Genomic DNA, 15346 nt, shown 5'->3' on the forward strand with positions numbered 1-15346 from the left:
GTTACCTGTCGTCCGCCGGGTTCCTCAGCACCTCGATCACGCTTGCGTAGCTGTCGGACCTGTGGCCCGCGGCCCTGGCCCGCTCCATGGTGGCCTTCAGGAGTTCCGGCAGGCCGTTGTCGAGGCCGCGGGCGGCCGCTGCGTGGATGAGGTGGTCGACGGCCGCGATCTGTACGTCGACGGTTGCGTCGTCCCCCGGGTAGTGGCCCGCGTCCACCTGGGACGCGTACGTGCTCAGGAAACCGGACACCGTGCTCAGCCAGCGCAGCGCGAGCGGGGTGAAGGCGGTGGCCGGGGTCTTCTCCGCGCCCACCAGCGCGGTGCCGTGCAGCCAGCCGGTCATGGTGGACCACATGAGGCCGAGCAGAGCGGCGTCGTGGAGGGAGGCCGTACCGGCGTCGGCACCCAGGTACAGCGGATCACCCAAGGCCGCCAGGGCCGGACGGTAGGTGTCGAAGACGGCGCGCGAACCGCTGTACAGGAACATCACCTCCGGGCTGCCGACGCCCGGCGGGGTGGTCATGACGGCGCCGTCGAGGTAGTCGGCGCCGTGGGACCGGGCCCACGTGAGGGTCTCGTCGGCCTGCTCCGGGGTGCCGGAGGTGAGGTTGACCAGCGCCTTGCCGCGGAGGGAGCCGGCCACGGGGTCGAGGACGGCGCGCAGCGCCTGGCAATCCAGTACGCAGGCGACGGTGAGCGGGCTCGCCGCGACCGCCTCCTGGGGTGTCGCGGCGAGGACGGCCCCCCGGCCGACCAGCGGCCGGGCCTTCTCCGCCGACCGGTTCCACACGGTGGTCGGGTGGCCGTGGTCCAGTAACGCGGCGGCCAGCGCCGAGCCCATCGAGCCCAGTCCGACCACGCTCACGGCTTGGCGATCAGCGTTCATGCCTAACTCCCTTGTATGTACTGTCCGTGACGCTTGATCACGTACGAGCCACATTGGCAGGGTGCGGCGGCCGGAAACAGTGACACCGATGACGCCCGCCGCCAAATTCATGCCAGACTCCGGAGCGTGACCGCCGGTTCTGTTGCAGTAATCGTGATCGAGGACATCAGGGTTCCGTCCTGGGACCTGTACGAGTTGAGCATCGCCTGCACCGTCTTCGGGAAGCCGCAGCCCGACCTGGCCGACACCTGGTACGACCTGCGGCTGTGCGGAATCGGGGAACGAACGGAGGACGGCGTACCGGCCGACGCCGGGATCGCGCTGCGGACCCGCTACGGGCTCGCGGACCTCGTCGGCGCCGACACGGTCATCGTGCCGTCGGTGCCCGACTCCTGCGTGGAGGAGGGCGAACCGCTGTCCCCGGCGCTGATCGCGGCCCTGCGCGACGCCTCCGACGCGGGTGCCCGCATGGTCTCCCTGTGCACCGGCGCCTTCGCCCTCGCCGAGGCGGGGCTGCTCGACGGACGCCGGGCCACGGCCCATTGGATGCACACGGCCCAACTGGCCGAGCGCTACCCGAAGGTACGCGTCGACGACTCGGTGCTGTACGTGGACGACGGCGACGTGCTCACGAGTGCCGGGCTGAGCGCCGGGCTCGACCTCTGTCTCCATCTGGTACGCCGTGACCTCGGCGCGCACGTCGCCAACCAGCTGGCCCGCCGGATGGTGGTGCCGGCCCACCGGACCGGCGGTCAGGCCCAGTTCATCGACCTGTCCGTTCCCCCCAGCGACGACAAGGGCCTGGGCCACGTACTGGACTGGGCGCGGGCCCGCCTGGACCAGCCTCTGACCGTCGAGAACCTGGCGCAGCGGGCCGCGATGAGCCGGCGGACGTTCTACCGGCGGATCCAGGCGGCCACCGGGACAACTCCCCTTCAGTGGCTCCTCAACCAGCGCCTGGCGCGGGCCCAGGGCCTGCTGGAGTCGACGGACCTCCCGGTCGAGAAGGTGGGGGAGCTGAGCGGCCTGGGCACGGCCAACAACCTCCGCCACCACTTCCTCAAACAGATCGGGGTGTCGCCGAGCGACTACCGCCGGGCCTTCCCCCGGATGACGCCCGGACTGTCCTAGGGGGTGTCCGCCCGACCCTGAGCTTCCGCCCGGTCCGGACCCTCCGTCCGGTCCGGACCCTCCGGCCGGTACGGCGCCCCCGGCACCACCAGCGGCGAACCCGTCACCGGGTCCGGGACCACCACCGACTCCAGGCCGAAGACCTCCCGTACCAGCTCCGCCGTCACCACCGCGCCGGGCTCGCCCTCCGCCACCACGCGGCCCTCCTTCATCGCCACCAGGTGGTCCGCGTACCGGGCCGCCTGGTTCAGGTCGTGCAGGACGATCACCACCGTGCGGCCCTGTTCGTGGTTGAGGCGGCGTACCAGGTCCAGGACCTCCACCTGGTGCGCGATGTCCAGGAACGTCGTCGGTTCGTCCAGGAGCAGCAGGTCCGTCTCCTGCGCCAGCGCCATCGCGATCCACACCCGCTGCCGCTGGCCGCCCGACAGTTCGTCCACCGACCGGTCCGCGAGCGCCGTCACGTCCGTACGTTCCATCGCGTCCGTCACCGCGCGCTCGTCCGCGTCCGACCACTGCCGCCACCACGCCTGGTGCGGCTGCCGGCCGCGCGACACCAGGTCCGCGACCGTGATCGCCTCCGGCGCGACCGGTGACTGCGGCAGCAGGCCGATCGACTGCGCGATCCGCTTCGTCGGGATACGGGACAGCTCCTCGCCGTCCAGCAGCACCGCCCCGCCCCGGGGCTTCAACAGCCGCCCCAGCGCCCGCAGCGTGGTGGACTTGCCGCACGCGTTCGGGCCGACGATCACCGTCACCCGCCCGTCGGGGACGGCCAGTTCCAGCTCGTGGACGACCGTACGGTCCTCGTACGCGAGTGTCAGATCCCGGGCGACGAGCCTGCTCATGCGGTGCCTCCTGCGGTACGGCTTCGAACGATCAACCAGATCAAGTACGGCGCCCCCACCGCCGCCGTCAGCACCCCCACCGGCAGCTCCGTCGGCGAGAACAGCTTGCGGGCCAGCAGATCCGCCAGGACGACGATCACCGCGCCCGTCAGCGCCGAGCACACCAGCGGGATCTGCGCGGTACGGGTCGTCCGCCGCGCGATCTGCGGCGCCAGCAGCGCCACGAAGTCCACCGGCCCCGCCGCCCCCGTCGCCACCGACGCCAGGACCACGCCCAGCAGCACCAGGCCGAGCCGGGTGCCCCCGAGCCGTACCCCCAGCGCCGACGCCGTGTCGTCGTCCAAGGACACCGACCGCTGCACGTATGCCGCCCACGCCACCGCCGGCAGCAGTGCCAGCAGCACCCAGCCGAGCGGCGTGGCCTCCTCCCAGCCCCGGCCGTTGAGCGAACCGGTCATCCACACCTGCGCCTGCTGGGCGACCAGATAGTCGCCCTTCGTCAGGAACAGCGTCGTCACCGACCGCAGCGCGATCGCGAACCCGATGCCGATCAGAACGAAGCGCGTCGCGTGCAGACCGCCGCGCCACGCGAAGACGTACACCAGCGCCGCCGCCGCGATCCCGCCGACGACCGACAGGTAGGGGAGAGCTGCGTACGACGTCACGCCGAACGTCATCGCCCCGACCGTGAGCGCGCCCGCGCCCTGGCTGATGCCGATGATGTCCGGACTGGCCAGCGGATTGCGCGCGACGGTCTGGATCAGCGCGCCGGCGACCCCGAACGCCAGCCCCACGAACAGCCCCGTCACCATGCGCGGCAACCGCAGCGTCCCGACGACCAGTTCGTCCGGCGACGGCTGCCCGAGGACCACCTTCAGGACTTCGGACGGCGGTACGAAGCTCTCGCCCACGCTCAGATACGTCACGCAGACGACCGCCAGCAGCACGGCCAGCCCCACGGCCGCCCCGGCCGCCCGCCGGTGCAGCAGGAACGAGCCGCGGCCGGCCCGTACGACCACGTACCCCGCCGGGCTGACCCGAGGGCCGGCCTTCTCCACGACCGCCGTCATGCCGGCACCGCCTTCCGGCGTACGAGAGCGACCAGGAACGGCACGCCGAGCAGCGCCGTCATCACCCCCGCCGGGACCTCGCCCGGCGGGAAGACGATCCGCCCGATCACGTCCGACACCAGCAGCATCACCGGGCCGATCAGCGCGGCCATCGGCAGCAGCCAGCGGTGGTCCGTCCCGACGATCGCACGGGCGATGTGCGGCACGGCGAGCCCGACGAACGCGATCGGTCCTGCCGCCGCCACCCCCGCGCCGGTGAGCACGGTCGCGCCGAGCCCGCCCAGGACCCGTACCGCCGCGACGTTCTGGCCCAGGCCCTTCGCCACGTCCTCGCCCAACGCGAGCGCGTCCAGGCCACGGGCCACGGACACCACCAGCACGGCGCCGAGCAGCAGGAACGGCCAGATCTGGTTCACCACGCCGGTGTCCCGTCCGGCGAGCGACCCGACCTGCCAGAAGCGGAACTCGTCCAGCGTCGCCGCGTCCGTCGTCAGCACCCCCTGGGTCACCGACACCAGCAGCGCGTTGATGGCGGCGCCCCCGAGGGCGAGCTTGACGGGCGTGGCGCCGCCCCGGCCGCTGGACGCGATCGCGTACACCGCGACCGACGCCAGCGCCGCGCCCGCGAAGGCGAACCACACGTACCCCGAGAGGGTGTGCACGCCGACGACCGAGATGGCCAGGACCACACCCACCGACGAGCCCTGGCTGATCCCGAGGATGCCCGGGTCGGCGATGGGGTTGCGGGTGATGCCCTGGAGGACGGTGCCCGCGAGGGCGAGCGCGGCGCCCACCATCAGCCCGATCAGCGTGCGCGGCACGCGCAGGTGCCGTACGACCTCGGCGTCGTCGCTGTGCCCGCCGTGCAGCAGCGCGTCGAGGACGGTGGAGGGGGCGATGGCGCGGGCGCCGACCGCGAGGCTCAGCAGGACCGCGAGGAGGAGCGCGACGACGGCGGCGGCCGTCCAGCCGATACGGCGGGTGACCAGGGCATGTCCGGTACGGGGGGTCGGCGGGGCGGCGGCCGGCATCGGAACCAATCGGGGCTGAGGTCAGGGGGCTGGGGTGAGGCTTGGGGATGGTTAGGCTTGGCTAAGTCTAAGCAGCCCTTTCCGGCCATCCACCGCCGGGCACAATGGCACCCATGGCCTCCCTCACCCCGCCGCCCGCGCTCACCGTCGGCTTCGACCTCGACATGACCCTGGTCGACTCACGCCCCGGCATCCGCGCCGCGTTCCTGGCGCTCTCCGCCGAGACCGGCGTACCGATCGACGCCGACCTCGCGGTCACCCGCCTCGGGCCGCCGCTCGAACTGGAGTTGGCGCACTGGTTCCCCGAGGACCGGATCGCCGAAGTGGGGGACCGTTACCGGGAGATCTATCCCGCTTTCGCCATCACCCCCTCGACGGCCCTGCCGGGCGCGCGGGAGGCCGTCGCCGCCGTTCAGGCGTCGGGCGGCCGGGCGATCGTCGTCACCGCGAAGTTCGAACCGAACGCCAAGCTCCACCTCGCCCATCTCGGCATCGAGCCGGACGACGTCGTCGGGTCGCTGTGGGCGGAGGCCAAGGCGGAGGCGCTGCGCGCGCACGGGGCGGCGGTCTACGTGGGTGACCACACGGGTGATGTACGGGGGGCGCGGGCGGCGGGCGCGCTGTCCGTCGCCGTACCGACCGGGCCGTGCGACGAGGCGGAGCTGCGTGCGGCGGGGGCCGATGTGGTCCTGGCGGACCTCACGGCGTTCCCCGCGTGGCTGCGTACCTACGCGGCGGGGGTGGCGGAGGCGGGCGGAGGGGCGGACGACACCTCAGCAGCCGCCGACCGCGCCTGACGGCGCTGGGCCGCCACCGAACGCAGCACCCCCGCGCCCGCGATGAGGAACCCGACGCCCATCAGCATGCTGACGAGGTAGGCGGCGGTCGGGAACGGGCGGGTGTCGAAGAACAGGGGCGCCACGGTGGCCAGCGTGGCCACGGCGCCGACGACGAAGACGATCGCGCCGATCCGGACCAGGCCGTCGCCGGGGCCGGCCTCGTCCGCCGTGCCGGACGCGGGAGCAGCCGAGCGGGGTGCAGGAGTAGCAGTCACGCCACCAGGGTAGTTCCCTGCGGAACAGGAGCTGACAGGAACCGACCGGCAACGTCTTGTCACCGGCGCCTGGACCATTAGCCTTGGGGGTGGCGGGTCAGGCGACCCGCTGTAGTGCTATTCAGACCCGTTTCAGACCCGTTTCAGACCCGTTTTTCGCGCGCAGCAGCGCACCGATGAGTACGAGGACGAGGACAGACGTGCCTACCGGCAAGGTGAAGTGGTTCAACAGTGAGAAGGGCTTCGGCTTTCTCTCCCGTGACGACGGCGGCGACGTCTTCGTCCACTCGTCGGTCCTCCCTGCCGGAGTCGACGCACTCAAGCCCGGCCAGCGCGTGGAGTTCGGAGTTGTCGCCGGTCAACGCGGAGACCAGGCCCTGTCGGTGACGGTCCTCGACCCGACGCCCTCGGTCGCCGCCGCCCAGCGCCGCAAGCCCGACGAACTGGCCTCGATCGTCCAGGATCTGACGACGGTTCTGGAGAACATTACGCCGATGCTGGAGCGCGGCCGGTACCCCGACAAGGCCAACGGGTCGAAGATCGCCGGCCTGTTGCGGGCGGTGGCGGACCAACTGGACGTGTGACGGGGCGGGGTCGTACCGGCCCGGCTCAGGGCTGCCCGGCCGAGGGCCGGGCTCAGGCGGACCGCAGCGCGTCGTGGCGGAGGGGCGGCACGAGCCCCTCGGCCGCGGCCCGTGTGAGCAGGCCGCGCACCGCCGCGTACCCGTCCTCGCCGAGGTCGGCGGTGAACTCGTTGACGTACAGGCCGATGTGCTGGTCGGCGACCGCCGGGTCCATCTCCTGGGAGTGCTCCAGGACGTAGGGCCGTGACACCTCGGGGTCGTCCCACGCCATCCGTACGGACGTACGGGCCGCGTCCGCGAGCAGCCGCAGGGTCTCGGCGCCCAGCGAGCGCTTCGCGATGATCGCGCCGAGCGGGATCGGCAGCCCCGTCGTGGACTCCCAGTGCGCGCCCATGTCGGCGAGGCAGTGCAGGCCATAATTCTGGTACGTGAAGCGCGCCTCGTGGATGACCAGGCCGGCGTCCACCTTGCCGTCCCGTACCGCCGGCATGATCTCGTGGAACGGCAGGACGACGATCTCGCCCACCCCGCCGGGGACCATCTCGGCCGCCCACAGCCGGAACAGCAGGTAGGCGGTGGAGCGTTCGCTCGGTACGGCGACGGTCCTGCCGGTGAGGTCGGTGCCGGCCTCCTTCGTCAGCACGAGCGGGCCGCAGCCCCGGCCCAGCGCGCCGCCGCAGGGCAGGAGCGCGTACTCGTCGAGGACGTACGGCAGGACGGCGTACGAGACCTTCAGGATGTCGAACTCGCCGCGCTCCGCCATGCCGTTGGTGATGTCGATGTCGGCGAAAGTGACGTCGAGCCCGGGCGCGCCGGGCACCCGGCCGTGGGCCCAGGCCTCGAAGACGAAGGTGTCGTTGGGGCAGGGTGAGTACGCGATGTCGAGCGGGCGGGCGGCCGCGGGCCCGGCCCCGGTGGCGGGCTGAGGCTGTGACGTCATGACGACTCCTCGAAGACGGGGGTGAGCGCGGCGAACGCGTACCGCAGCGCGTCCATCGCCGGGCCGATCTGCCAGGCGCCCCGGTCGCGCGGACCGACCGCGTTCGAGACGGCCCGGATCTCCAGACAGGGGACCTCGTGCCCCGCCGCCGCCTCCGCGACACCGAACCCCTCCATCGCCTCGGCGGCGGCGCGCGGGTGACGGCGGGTCAGCTCGGCCGCGCGGGCGGCCGTACCGGTCACGGTGGAGACGGTGAGGACCGGCGCGAGGACCACCCGGACCGCGGGATCGGCGGCCAGCAGCTTCGCCACCCGGCCCGACAGCGCGGGGGCGGGGCGGTGGACCGTACGGCCGAAACCCAGTTCGTCCACCGGCACATAGCCGTCGGGGGTCTCGGCGCCCAGGTCGGCGGCGACGATCGCGTCGGAGACGACGAGCGAGCCGAGGGGCGCGTGTGACGCGAAACCGCCGCCGATGCCGGTCGAGACGACCAGGTCGTAGGGCGGGTCGTAGGTGGAGAACGCCAGCGCGGTCGCCGTGGCCGCCGCCGACGCGGCCGGGCCGACCCCGCCCACCAGCACGTCCACGACCGGTATCCGCACGGACGCCGGGCGCGGCATGTACTGGGCGTGGCCCCGCAACTCGTACCCGCCCGTCATCTCCCGCAGCCCGAGGGCGGTGAAACCGGCGAGTCCGGCGACGACGGCGTCCGCCTCGGCCGCCACCGCCGTCACTACGAGGACGTGCATGGCGGGGGCCTCCGGCGGGTCGGCTTGGGGGTCCGGGACGGGGTCAGGAGGTCGGGCAGCGTCAGGAGGTCTTCTTGAAGGTGAAGTTCCACACGCCGCTGAACGTCTTGCCGTCGATCTTCAGGAAGCTGACCTGGCGCGTCGTCGGCGCGGGCTGGCCGGTCTGCGGGTCGGGGGCGAAGAACGCGGCGGCCGTCATCGTGCGGTACGTCTTCTTGGTCGGCTCGTCGAAGACCGGCGTGCCGTCCACGATGACGGCCCAGCTGTGGTCCGCGATGGACGGCTCGACGCCGAGGTGGACCTCGTCGGTGGAGTTCACCTTGACGGTGTTCCCGGCCTTTTTCTTGACGCAGTTCAGGAGGTCCTTCTGCGCGATGGCCTTGCCGTCGTTGTAGCAGTCCGCCCCGCTGTTCCACGAGTCGTCGCCGACGGTCACGGTCGCGAGCGGCGTCGGCTTGTCACAGGCGGCGAGGACGAGGAGTCCGGCGGACACAGCGCCGAGGGCGGCGCCGGCCCGGCGGCCCCTACCAGAGAAGAACGCAACGGTCATGGGCCGAAGGTTATCGGTCGCCGGAGTCCGCGCCGCGCCGGGGGCGGGCATGCCGGGTGGGCATGGTCCCTCCCGCCGCCCCTGCCGTCAGCCTTGGTGCCCGAGGTGCTGGGCCGGGGCGGGTCGCGACGTGCGGATCAGCCCCCGTACCGCCGCCAGCGCGCCGAGCCCCATGATGCCCGCGGCGACGGACATGCCCAGCGAGCCGTTCAGCGGCAGCGCGATCCCGATCGCGCCGCCCACCACCCAGGACATCTGGAGCAGCGTCTCGGAGCGCGCGAAGGCGGACGTACGGACCTCTTCCGGTACGTCCCGCTGGATCGTCGCGTCCAGCGACAGCTTCGACAGGGCCTGGGTGAGGCCCGCCACCGCGCCCAGCACGGCCACCGCGAGACCCCCGTAGAACACGGCCGCGAAGATCGCCGCCGTCAGCGCGAGCCCCAGCATCGTGGCGATGATCAGCTCGGGGCCGCGCGACTTGAGCAGCGAGCCCACGGCCGTACCGAGCGCGTTGCCCACCCCGGCGGAGACCCCCACGATGCCCAGGGAGACGGCGGCGCTCTGCCCCGCGAGGGGGTGCTCGCGCAGCAGGAAGGCGAGGAAGAAGGTCAGGAAGCCGGACAGGGCGCGGTGGGAGGCGTTCGCCTGGAGCCCGTGCAGGACGGAGGGGCCTACGGACCGCAGACTCGGCCGCTTCTCGCCGTGCCGTACCAGCTGCGCCTTCCGCTCACCCTTCGCCGAGTCGACCTTGGGCGGCAGGGTGAACGCCAGGATCGTGCCCCCGGTGAAGATCAGGCACGCGCCGTACAGCGGCCATTGCGGACCGACGATCTGGAGGCCCGCGCCGATCGGGGCCGCGACACCGGTGGCCAGCAGTCCGGCGAGGGTCACCCGGGAGTTGGCCCGTACGAGGGAGAAGTTGGGGGGCAGGAGGCGCGGTACGACGGCGCTGCGGACCACTCCGTACGCCTTGGAGGCCACGAGCACGCCCAGGGCCGCCGGGTACAGCTCAAGGCCGCCGGTGGCGACGAACGTGGACATGGCGATGGCGAGGATGGCCCGGGTCAGCATGGCGGCGGCCATCGCGGCGCGCCGGCCGTGCGGGACCCGGTCGAGGAGGGGGCCGATGACGGGAGCGAGCAGGGTGAAGGGCGCCATGGTGACGGCGAGGTAGAGGGCGACGCGGCCGCGTGCCTCGTCGGTCGGTACGGAGAAGAAGACGGTCGACGCGAGGGCGACGGTGATCATGACGTCGCCGGCGCCGTTCACGGCGTGCAGCTCGATCAGCTTGCCGAGCCCGGACTCGCCGGCTCCGTGCGCGTGGGTGGCCCTGCGGATGCCCCGGGCGGAGGCGGTGAACGGCAGGCGCAGGGCATGGCCGACAGCCCGCCCCGTCCTGCGGAGCGGGCCGGCGTCGTCGGACGACCTTGCGGCTGCCACCCCGTCATAGTGCCCCACCCGCAGGGGAAGCGAACCGATCCCGTCGATGACGGGGCCGTGACAGTGCCATGACGGAGGAGCGGGGGGTGTCACCGTGGGTGTCACCGGGAGGGCGGAGGGTGTTCATCCGGTCGCGCGCGCGTGTTTCCGCCGGGGCGGGGCGGCGTGGGTCAGGCTGAATCGGGGATTCCGGGCTGACGCGCCGGAAACTCTCGGAGTGGGCCGAAATTCGCCGCAACCCGCCTCCGGCCCGGCCCCGCCAGGGTTACGGCATTGTTGCGGTGTGGCCGGAAGTGCGGGAAAGACGGCGTGCAGGTGGGCGGGGAGCGAGAGAGGGGGTAGCGTGCGTAGCGCGCCACCGGCGGTTGTTCTCGGCCGCGCGCCTCTTCGCCATCCCGCAGAATGGATGACGGTAGGTGTGCCCGGGAAGAGGTCGGGCGTGGACGTCGATGCGGCCCTCTGGTCCGCTCCGCCCTCGGCTCGTACATCGCTACTCGGCCGGCGCACCCGTGAGACGGCGTAGGAGAGAAGCGAGACCTGTGAGTGCTGCGACGACGCGAAGCCGAACCCCTGACCGTCTGTGCGCCGAGGCGGTAGACCTCGCCCGGTCGGCTGCCGAGGAGGCGGCCTTCCCTGGTGTTGTCGGGGAACATGTGACGGCGGTGGCCGACGGGGACAGGGTCGTCACCCACTTCTTCGAATGCAAGGAGCCCGGCTACCGGGGCTGGCGCTGGGCGGTGACGGTCACCCGCGCGTCCCGCGCGAAGCTCGTCACGCTGGACGAGACGGTGCTGCTGCCGGGCCCGGACTCCCTGCTGGCACCCGAATGGGTGCCGTGGAGCGAACGGCTCCGTCCCGGCGACATGGGCCCCGGGGACCTGCTGCCGACCGAGGCGGAGGATCTGCGGCTGGAGCCCGGGTACAACGCGGAGGAGTCGGCGCCGCCGAACTCGGTGGTGGCGTCGGGGGTGACGCCGCAGAATCTCGCGGACCTGGTGGAGGCGGAGGCGCCGGAGGCTGAGGCGCCGGACGCGCCGGAGGCGGAGTGGTCGCCGGAGTCCTCTCCCGGCTCGCCGTCCGGTACGGCGCGGGGGACGATCGCCGCGGTGGCGGAGGAGCTCGGGATGCGCCGGGCGCGGGTGCTGTCCCGGTACGGGCTGCACCTGGCGGCGGACCGCTGGGACGAGAGTTTCGGCGCGAAGACACCGATGGCGCAGGCGGCGCCGGCGCCGTGCGTGTCGTGCGGGTTCCTGCTGCCGCTGGCGGGGTCGCTGAGACAGGCGTTCGGGGTCTGCGCGAACGAGTTCTCGCCGGCGGACGGGCATGTGGTGTCGCTGGCGTACGGGTGTGGGGGTCACTCGGAGGCGGCGGTGATGCCGCCACCGTTGCGGCCGCTGCCGCCGGTGATGGACTCGATGGCGACGGACGCGTTTCCGCTGGGGCAGTCGTAGGGGGCCTGGCGGCCGGCTTTTGTCCTCAATCGCCGGACGGGCTTGGTGGTGCCCGCTGCGGGCCGGTGGCCATGGTGCGGGTTGTTGCCGGGGGCACTTCAAGCCCGTCCGGCGCTTGAGGACATCTTTGACCCGCACGGGCGGCGCAACCCGGGCACAATCCAGACTCAATGCGCCGACGTCTAAGGCGAGTTGTTCCGCCCACCACCAGTCGTCGCACTCGCCACAGGCGGCGAAGAGCGCGCGGCTGGTGGCGGGGTTGGGCGTCGCGCCTGTGCACTTCCGCGAGGAGATTCGGTCGTCGTACCCCGCGACGACGCGGGGAGGGGCTCGCGCGGTACCTTCGGCCGCGTAGGTCCGGTCAGCCGAAGAGTGGAGTCATGCCGTGAGCGTCAGGACGACCGAGGGGGCCGACCCGTTCGGGACGGGGCGGTTGCGGCGTGGGGTGCTTGACGCCTGGGGGGCCAGTCCCGCGCGGTTCCGGGAGGACGCCAACGCCGAGGAGGACCTCGCGCTCGGCGGGTACCGCGACCGGTTGGTTGTTGAGCTTGCTCAGAATGCTGCCGATGCGGCCAGTAGGCGGAGTGGGGGCGGGAGCGACGCGCAGGGCCGTGGGCGGTTGCGGCTTCGGCTCGTGGGGGGTGACGGCGACGCGCCCGCCGTGCTCAGCGCCTCCAATACCGGGGCGCCCCTCGACGCCGCCGGTGTCGAGTCGCTCAGTACGCTGCGCGCCTCCGCCAAGCGCGAAGGGCACGAAGGGGCCGTCGGGCGGTTCGGTGTCGGGTTCGCCGCCGTGCTCGCCGTCAGTGACGAGCCCGCCGTCCTCGGGCGTCACGGTGGTGTCCGGTGGTCGCTGGACGAGGCGCGGGAGCTGGCCGCGGAGGCCGCGCAGGGGAGTCCGGCGCTCGGCGACGAGCTGCGCCGCCGCGACGGGCACGTACCGCTGCTGCGACTGCCCCTGCCCGCCGAGGGCGCGCCGCCCGAGGGGTACGACACCGTCGTCGTCCTGCCCCTGCGGGACGCCGCCGCGTTCGATCTTGTCGAGCGGCTGCTGGACGGGATTGACGATGCTTTGTTGCTTACCCTGCCTGGGCTCGCTGAGGTTGTTGTTGAGACCCCCCGTGGGGAGCGCGTGTTGCGGCGGTCCGTCGAAGGGCCCTACGTCCACGTCGACGACAGCGCCGGCGGCGGGGACATCCACCGGTGGCGCGTGGTGAGTCGGGACGGTGCCACCGCGCCGGAGTTGTTGGAGGGACGGCCCGTCGAGGAGCGGCTGCGGCCGCACTGGGCCGTCACCTGGGCCGTGCCCGTGGACGAGGAAGGCGCGCCGGCCCGCCCCCGTACCGCCCCCGTCGTCCACGCCCCCACCCCCACCGACGAGCCTCTCGGCGTGCCCGCGCTGCTCATCGCGTCGTTCCCGCTCGACCCGAGCCGGCGGCACACCGCGCCGGGGGCGCTCACCGACTTCGTCGTCGGCAAGGCCGCCGACGCGTACGCGGAGCTGCTCGGCGGCTGGGAGCCCGTCTCCACCGGCACGATCGACCTCGTCCCCGGGCCGCTCGGCAAGGGGGAGCTGGACGGGCGGCTGCGGGCGGCGATCCTGGAGCGGCTGCCGCGCGTCGCCTTCCTCGCGCCCGCCGGGCCCAGCGAGGAACTGACCGCGCTGCGGCCGTTCGAGGCGGAGGTCGTGGAGGGCGGGGGCGCCGACACCGTACGCGTCCTGGCGGAGGTGCTGCCCACCCTGCTGCCCGCCGGGTTCGAGCGCCGCACCGAACTGCGCACGCTCGGCGTCGGGCGGCTGCCGCTCGGCGACGCCATCGACCGGATCGCCGGGGCGGAGCGCCCGCCCGAGTGGTGGCGGCGGTTGTACGAGACCCTCGCGGGCGTCGACCCCGACCGGCTGTCCGGGCTGCCCGTGCCGCTCGCGAACGGCCGTACGACGATCGGGCCCCGGCAGATCCTGCTGCCGTTCCCCGACACCGAGGCGCCCGCCGATCTCGCCCGGCTCGGGCTGAAGGTCGCGCACCCCGACGCCGCCCACCCGCTGCTGGAGAAGCTGGGGGCGATGCCGGCGACCCCACGGGCCGTCCTGACAACTCCCCAGGTACGCAACGCCGTTGCCGCCTCCATGGACGCCGGGGACATCTGGGACGAGGACGCGGACACGCTGGACGCCGAGGAGCTGGCGGAGACCGTCCTGCGGCTGGTGCGGGACGCCGGGCTCGAACCGGGCGACGAACCCTGGCTGGCCGCCCTCGCGTTGACCGACGAGGACGGCGAGCTGGCGCCCGCCGGTGAACTCGTGCTGCCGGGAAGCCCGTTCGCCGCGCTCATGCGGGAGGACGAACTCGCCCTGTGCGACGGGGACCTGGCCGCCAAGTGGGGTGAGCAGCCGCTGGCCGCCTGCGGTGTGCTCGCCACCTTCGCCCTCGTACGGGCCACGGACGTGGTCCTCGACCCCGACGAACTGGAGCCCCGCGAGGGCGACTTCGCCGAGCCGGACGACGCCGGGCTGCTCGACGCCGTGGACGTCTGGTGCGAGGACGTGCTCGACCGGCTGCCGGAGACGCCGGTGCCGCCGGTCGCCACCGAGATCGTGGCCGTACGGGACCTGGACCTGGTGGACGACGACGCCTGGCCGCAGGCCCTCGCGCTGCTCGCCCGCCCGCCGCTGCGGGACGCGCTGACGCAGTCCGTACGGGTCCTGCTGCCCGACGGCACGACGGAGTCCGTACGGTCCTACACGGCGTGGTGGCTCCGGGACCATCCCGTCCTGGACGGCCGCCGCCCCGCCGGTCTGCGCGCGGCCGGCGGCGATCCGCTGCTGAGCGGTCTTTACGACCCGGTGGACGCGTCGGGCTTTGACGACGCGCAGGTGTTGCACGCGCTGGGGGTACGGACCTCCGTCGCCGCCCTCCTCGACGAACCGGGCGGCGCGGCCGAGCTGCTGGGCCGGCTCGCCGACCCGGACAGGACGGTGAGCGCGCCGCAGCTCCACGCCCTGTACACCGCGCTGGCGGACCTCGACCCGGACCAGGTGACGCTGCCGGACGAGCTGCGCGTGGTGGTGGACGGTGAGGTACGGGTGGTCGACGCGGGGGACGCGGTGATCGCCGACGCGCCCGATCTGCTGCCGCTGGCGGGCGGGCTGGCGCTGCTGCCCGTATCGCCTTCGCGTGCGGGGGAGCTGGCGGAACTGTTGCAGGTACGGCGGCTCGGCGAGACGGTCCCGGCGGAGGTCACGACGGAGGGCGAGCAGCACGACGTACCGGAGCCGGTACGGGCCCTGCTGGGCGCGGGCACACCGGAGACGTACGTCGAGCACGAGGAACTGGTCGCCGGGGGCGTCGAACTCGACTGGCGCCGCACCCCGGACGGTGTGGTGCACGCGGCGACGGTGGAGGGGGTGGCGGCGGGGCTCGCGTGGGCGGCGGGTCAGTGGCCGCGGCGGTTCGAGGTGGCGGCGCTGCTGGAGGATCCGTCGCGGACGGAGGAGCTGGAGCGGGACCGCTGGTTCGACTGAGTTTCGGCCAAGTGCGGTGTGTTTCTGGTTTTTGTAAAAGAACGACCATGGGTACAACCATTGGCCAGAGTTTCCGGTCTGGTCCTGCG

At 72.9% G+C, this 15346-nt stretch carries 14 protein-coding genes; 5 read left to right on the top strand and 9 right to left on the bottom strand.

Going from position 1 to position 15346, the window contains the following annotated elements; translation table 11 throughout:
* Nucleotide 1: 1 nt before the first annotated feature.
* On the bottom strand, nt 2-886 hold the full coding sequence (locus tag OG349_RS20900; RefSeq protein ID WP_327236051.1) for an NAD(P)-dependent oxidoreductase: 885 nt from the start codon (nt 884-886) through the stop codon (nt 2-4).
* A 126-nt stretch (nt 887-1012) separates the two neighbouring features.
* Between OG349_RS20900 and OG349_RS20905 the strand changes: the two genes are divergently transcribed.
* Nucleotides 1013-2017: a GlxA family transcriptional regulator gene (locus OG349_RS20905; protein ID WP_327236052.1), complete on the top strand. Its 1005-nt coding sequence runs from the start codon at nt 1013-1015 to the stop codon at nt 2015-2017.
* Here the strand turns inward: OG349_RS20905 and OG349_RS20910 are convergent.
* From OG349_RS20910 to OG349_RS20920, 3 genes are read right to left on the bottom strand one after another with little or no spacing between them, the layout of a single operon-like run.
* Entirely contained in the window at nt 2014-2865 is an 852-nt protein-coding gene (locus OG349_RS20910; RefSeq protein ID WP_327236053.1) for an ABC transporter ATP-binding protein, read from the bottom strand. The genes OG349_RS20905 and OG349_RS20910 overlap by 4 nt on opposite strands.
* On the bottom strand, nt 2862-3935 hold the full coding sequence (locus OG349_RS20915) for a FecCD family ABC transporter permease (RefSeq protein WP_327236054.1): 1074 nt from the start codon (nt 3933-3935) through the stop codon (nt 2862-2864). The genes OG349_RS20910 and OG349_RS20915 overlap by 4 nt, the downstream gene beginning before the upstream one ends.
* Nucleotides 3932-4966 carry a FecCD family ABC transporter permease gene (locus tag OG349_RS20920; protein ID WP_327236055.1) on the bottom strand — a complete coding sequence of 345 codons (1035 nt, stop codon included), beginning with the start codon at nt 4964-4966 and terminating at the stop codon, nt 3932-3934. Before OG349_RS20920 ends, OG349_RS20915 begins: the two co-directional genes overlap by 4 nt.
* Before the next feature lie 104 nt (nt 4967-5070).
* On the opposite strand from OG349_RS20920, the gene OG349_RS20925 reads away from it, so the two are divergent.
* Complete coding sequence (locus tag OG349_RS20925) at nt 5071-5763, top strand: HAD family hydrolase (protein WP_442806279.1); 693 nt, start codon at nt 5071-5073, stop codon at nt 5761-5763.
* Here the strand turns inward: OG349_RS20925 and OG349_RS34860 are convergent.
* Nucleotides 5694-6098 (bottom strand): hypothetical protein, encoded by a 405-nt coding sequence (locus tag OG349_RS34860; protein WP_442806280.1) that lies wholly within the window; start codon nt 6096-6098, stop codon nt 5694-5696. The genes OG349_RS20925 and OG349_RS34860 overlap by 70 nt on opposite strands.
* Before the next feature lie 122 nt (nt 6099-6220).
* On the opposite strand from OG349_RS34860, the gene OG349_RS20935 reads away from it, so the two are divergent.
* Entirely contained in the window at nt 6221-6604 is a 384-nt protein-coding gene (locus OG349_RS20935) for a cold-shock protein (protein WP_161312687.1), read from the top strand.
* A gap of 52 nt (nt 6605-6656) precedes the next feature.
* Here the strand turns inward: OG349_RS20935 and OG349_RS20940 are convergent, their stop codons facing one another.
* The 4 genes from OG349_RS20940 to OG349_RS20955 form a co-directional block, all read right to left on the bottom strand.
* Nucleotides 6657-7544, bottom strand: coding sequence for a 1,4-dihydroxy-6-naphthoate synthase (locus tag OG349_RS20940; RefSeq protein WP_327236057.1), 888 nt, complete (start codon nt 7542-7544; stop codon nt 6657-6659).
* Nucleotides 7541-8293, bottom strand: a complete 753-nt coding sequence (locus tag OG349_RS20945) for a futalosine hydrolase (protein WP_327236058.1) — start codon at nt 8291-8293, stop codon at nt 7541-7543. Before OG349_RS20945 ends, OG349_RS20940 begins: the two co-directional genes overlap by 4 nt.
* Before the next feature lie 61 nt (nt 8294-8354).
* Nucleotides 8355-8843 (bottom strand): DUF2771 domain-containing protein, encoded by a 489-nt coding sequence (locus tag OG349_RS20950; RefSeq protein WP_327236059.1) that lies wholly within the window; start codon nt 8841-8843, stop codon nt 8355-8357.
* Between the two features lie 87 nt (nt 8844-8930).
* Nucleotides 8931-10283, bottom strand: a complete 1353-nt coding sequence (locus tag OG349_RS20955; RefSeq protein WP_327236060.1) for an MFS transporter — start codon at nt 10281-10283, stop codon at nt 8931-8933.
* A gap of 539 nt (nt 10284-10822) precedes the next feature.
* Here OG349_RS20955 and OG349_RS20960 point away from each other — a divergent pair.
* Nucleotides 10823-11734, top strand: a complete 912-nt coding sequence (locus OG349_RS20960; protein ID WP_327236061.1) for a DUF3027 domain-containing protein — start codon at nt 10823-10825, stop codon at nt 11732-11734.
* A gap of 385 nt (nt 11735-12119) precedes the next feature.
* Entirely contained in the window at nt 12120-15257 is a 3138-nt protein-coding gene (locus OG349_RS20965; protein WP_327236062.1) for a sacsin N-terminal ATP-binding-like domain-containing protein, read from the top strand.
* Nucleotides 15258-15346: the final 89 nt, after the last annotated feature.

The sequence above is a fragment of the Streptomyces sp. NBC_01317 genome (assembly GCF_035961655.1).
GTDB lineage: Bacteria > Actinomycetota > Actinomycetes > Streptomycetales > Streptomycetaceae > Streptomyces.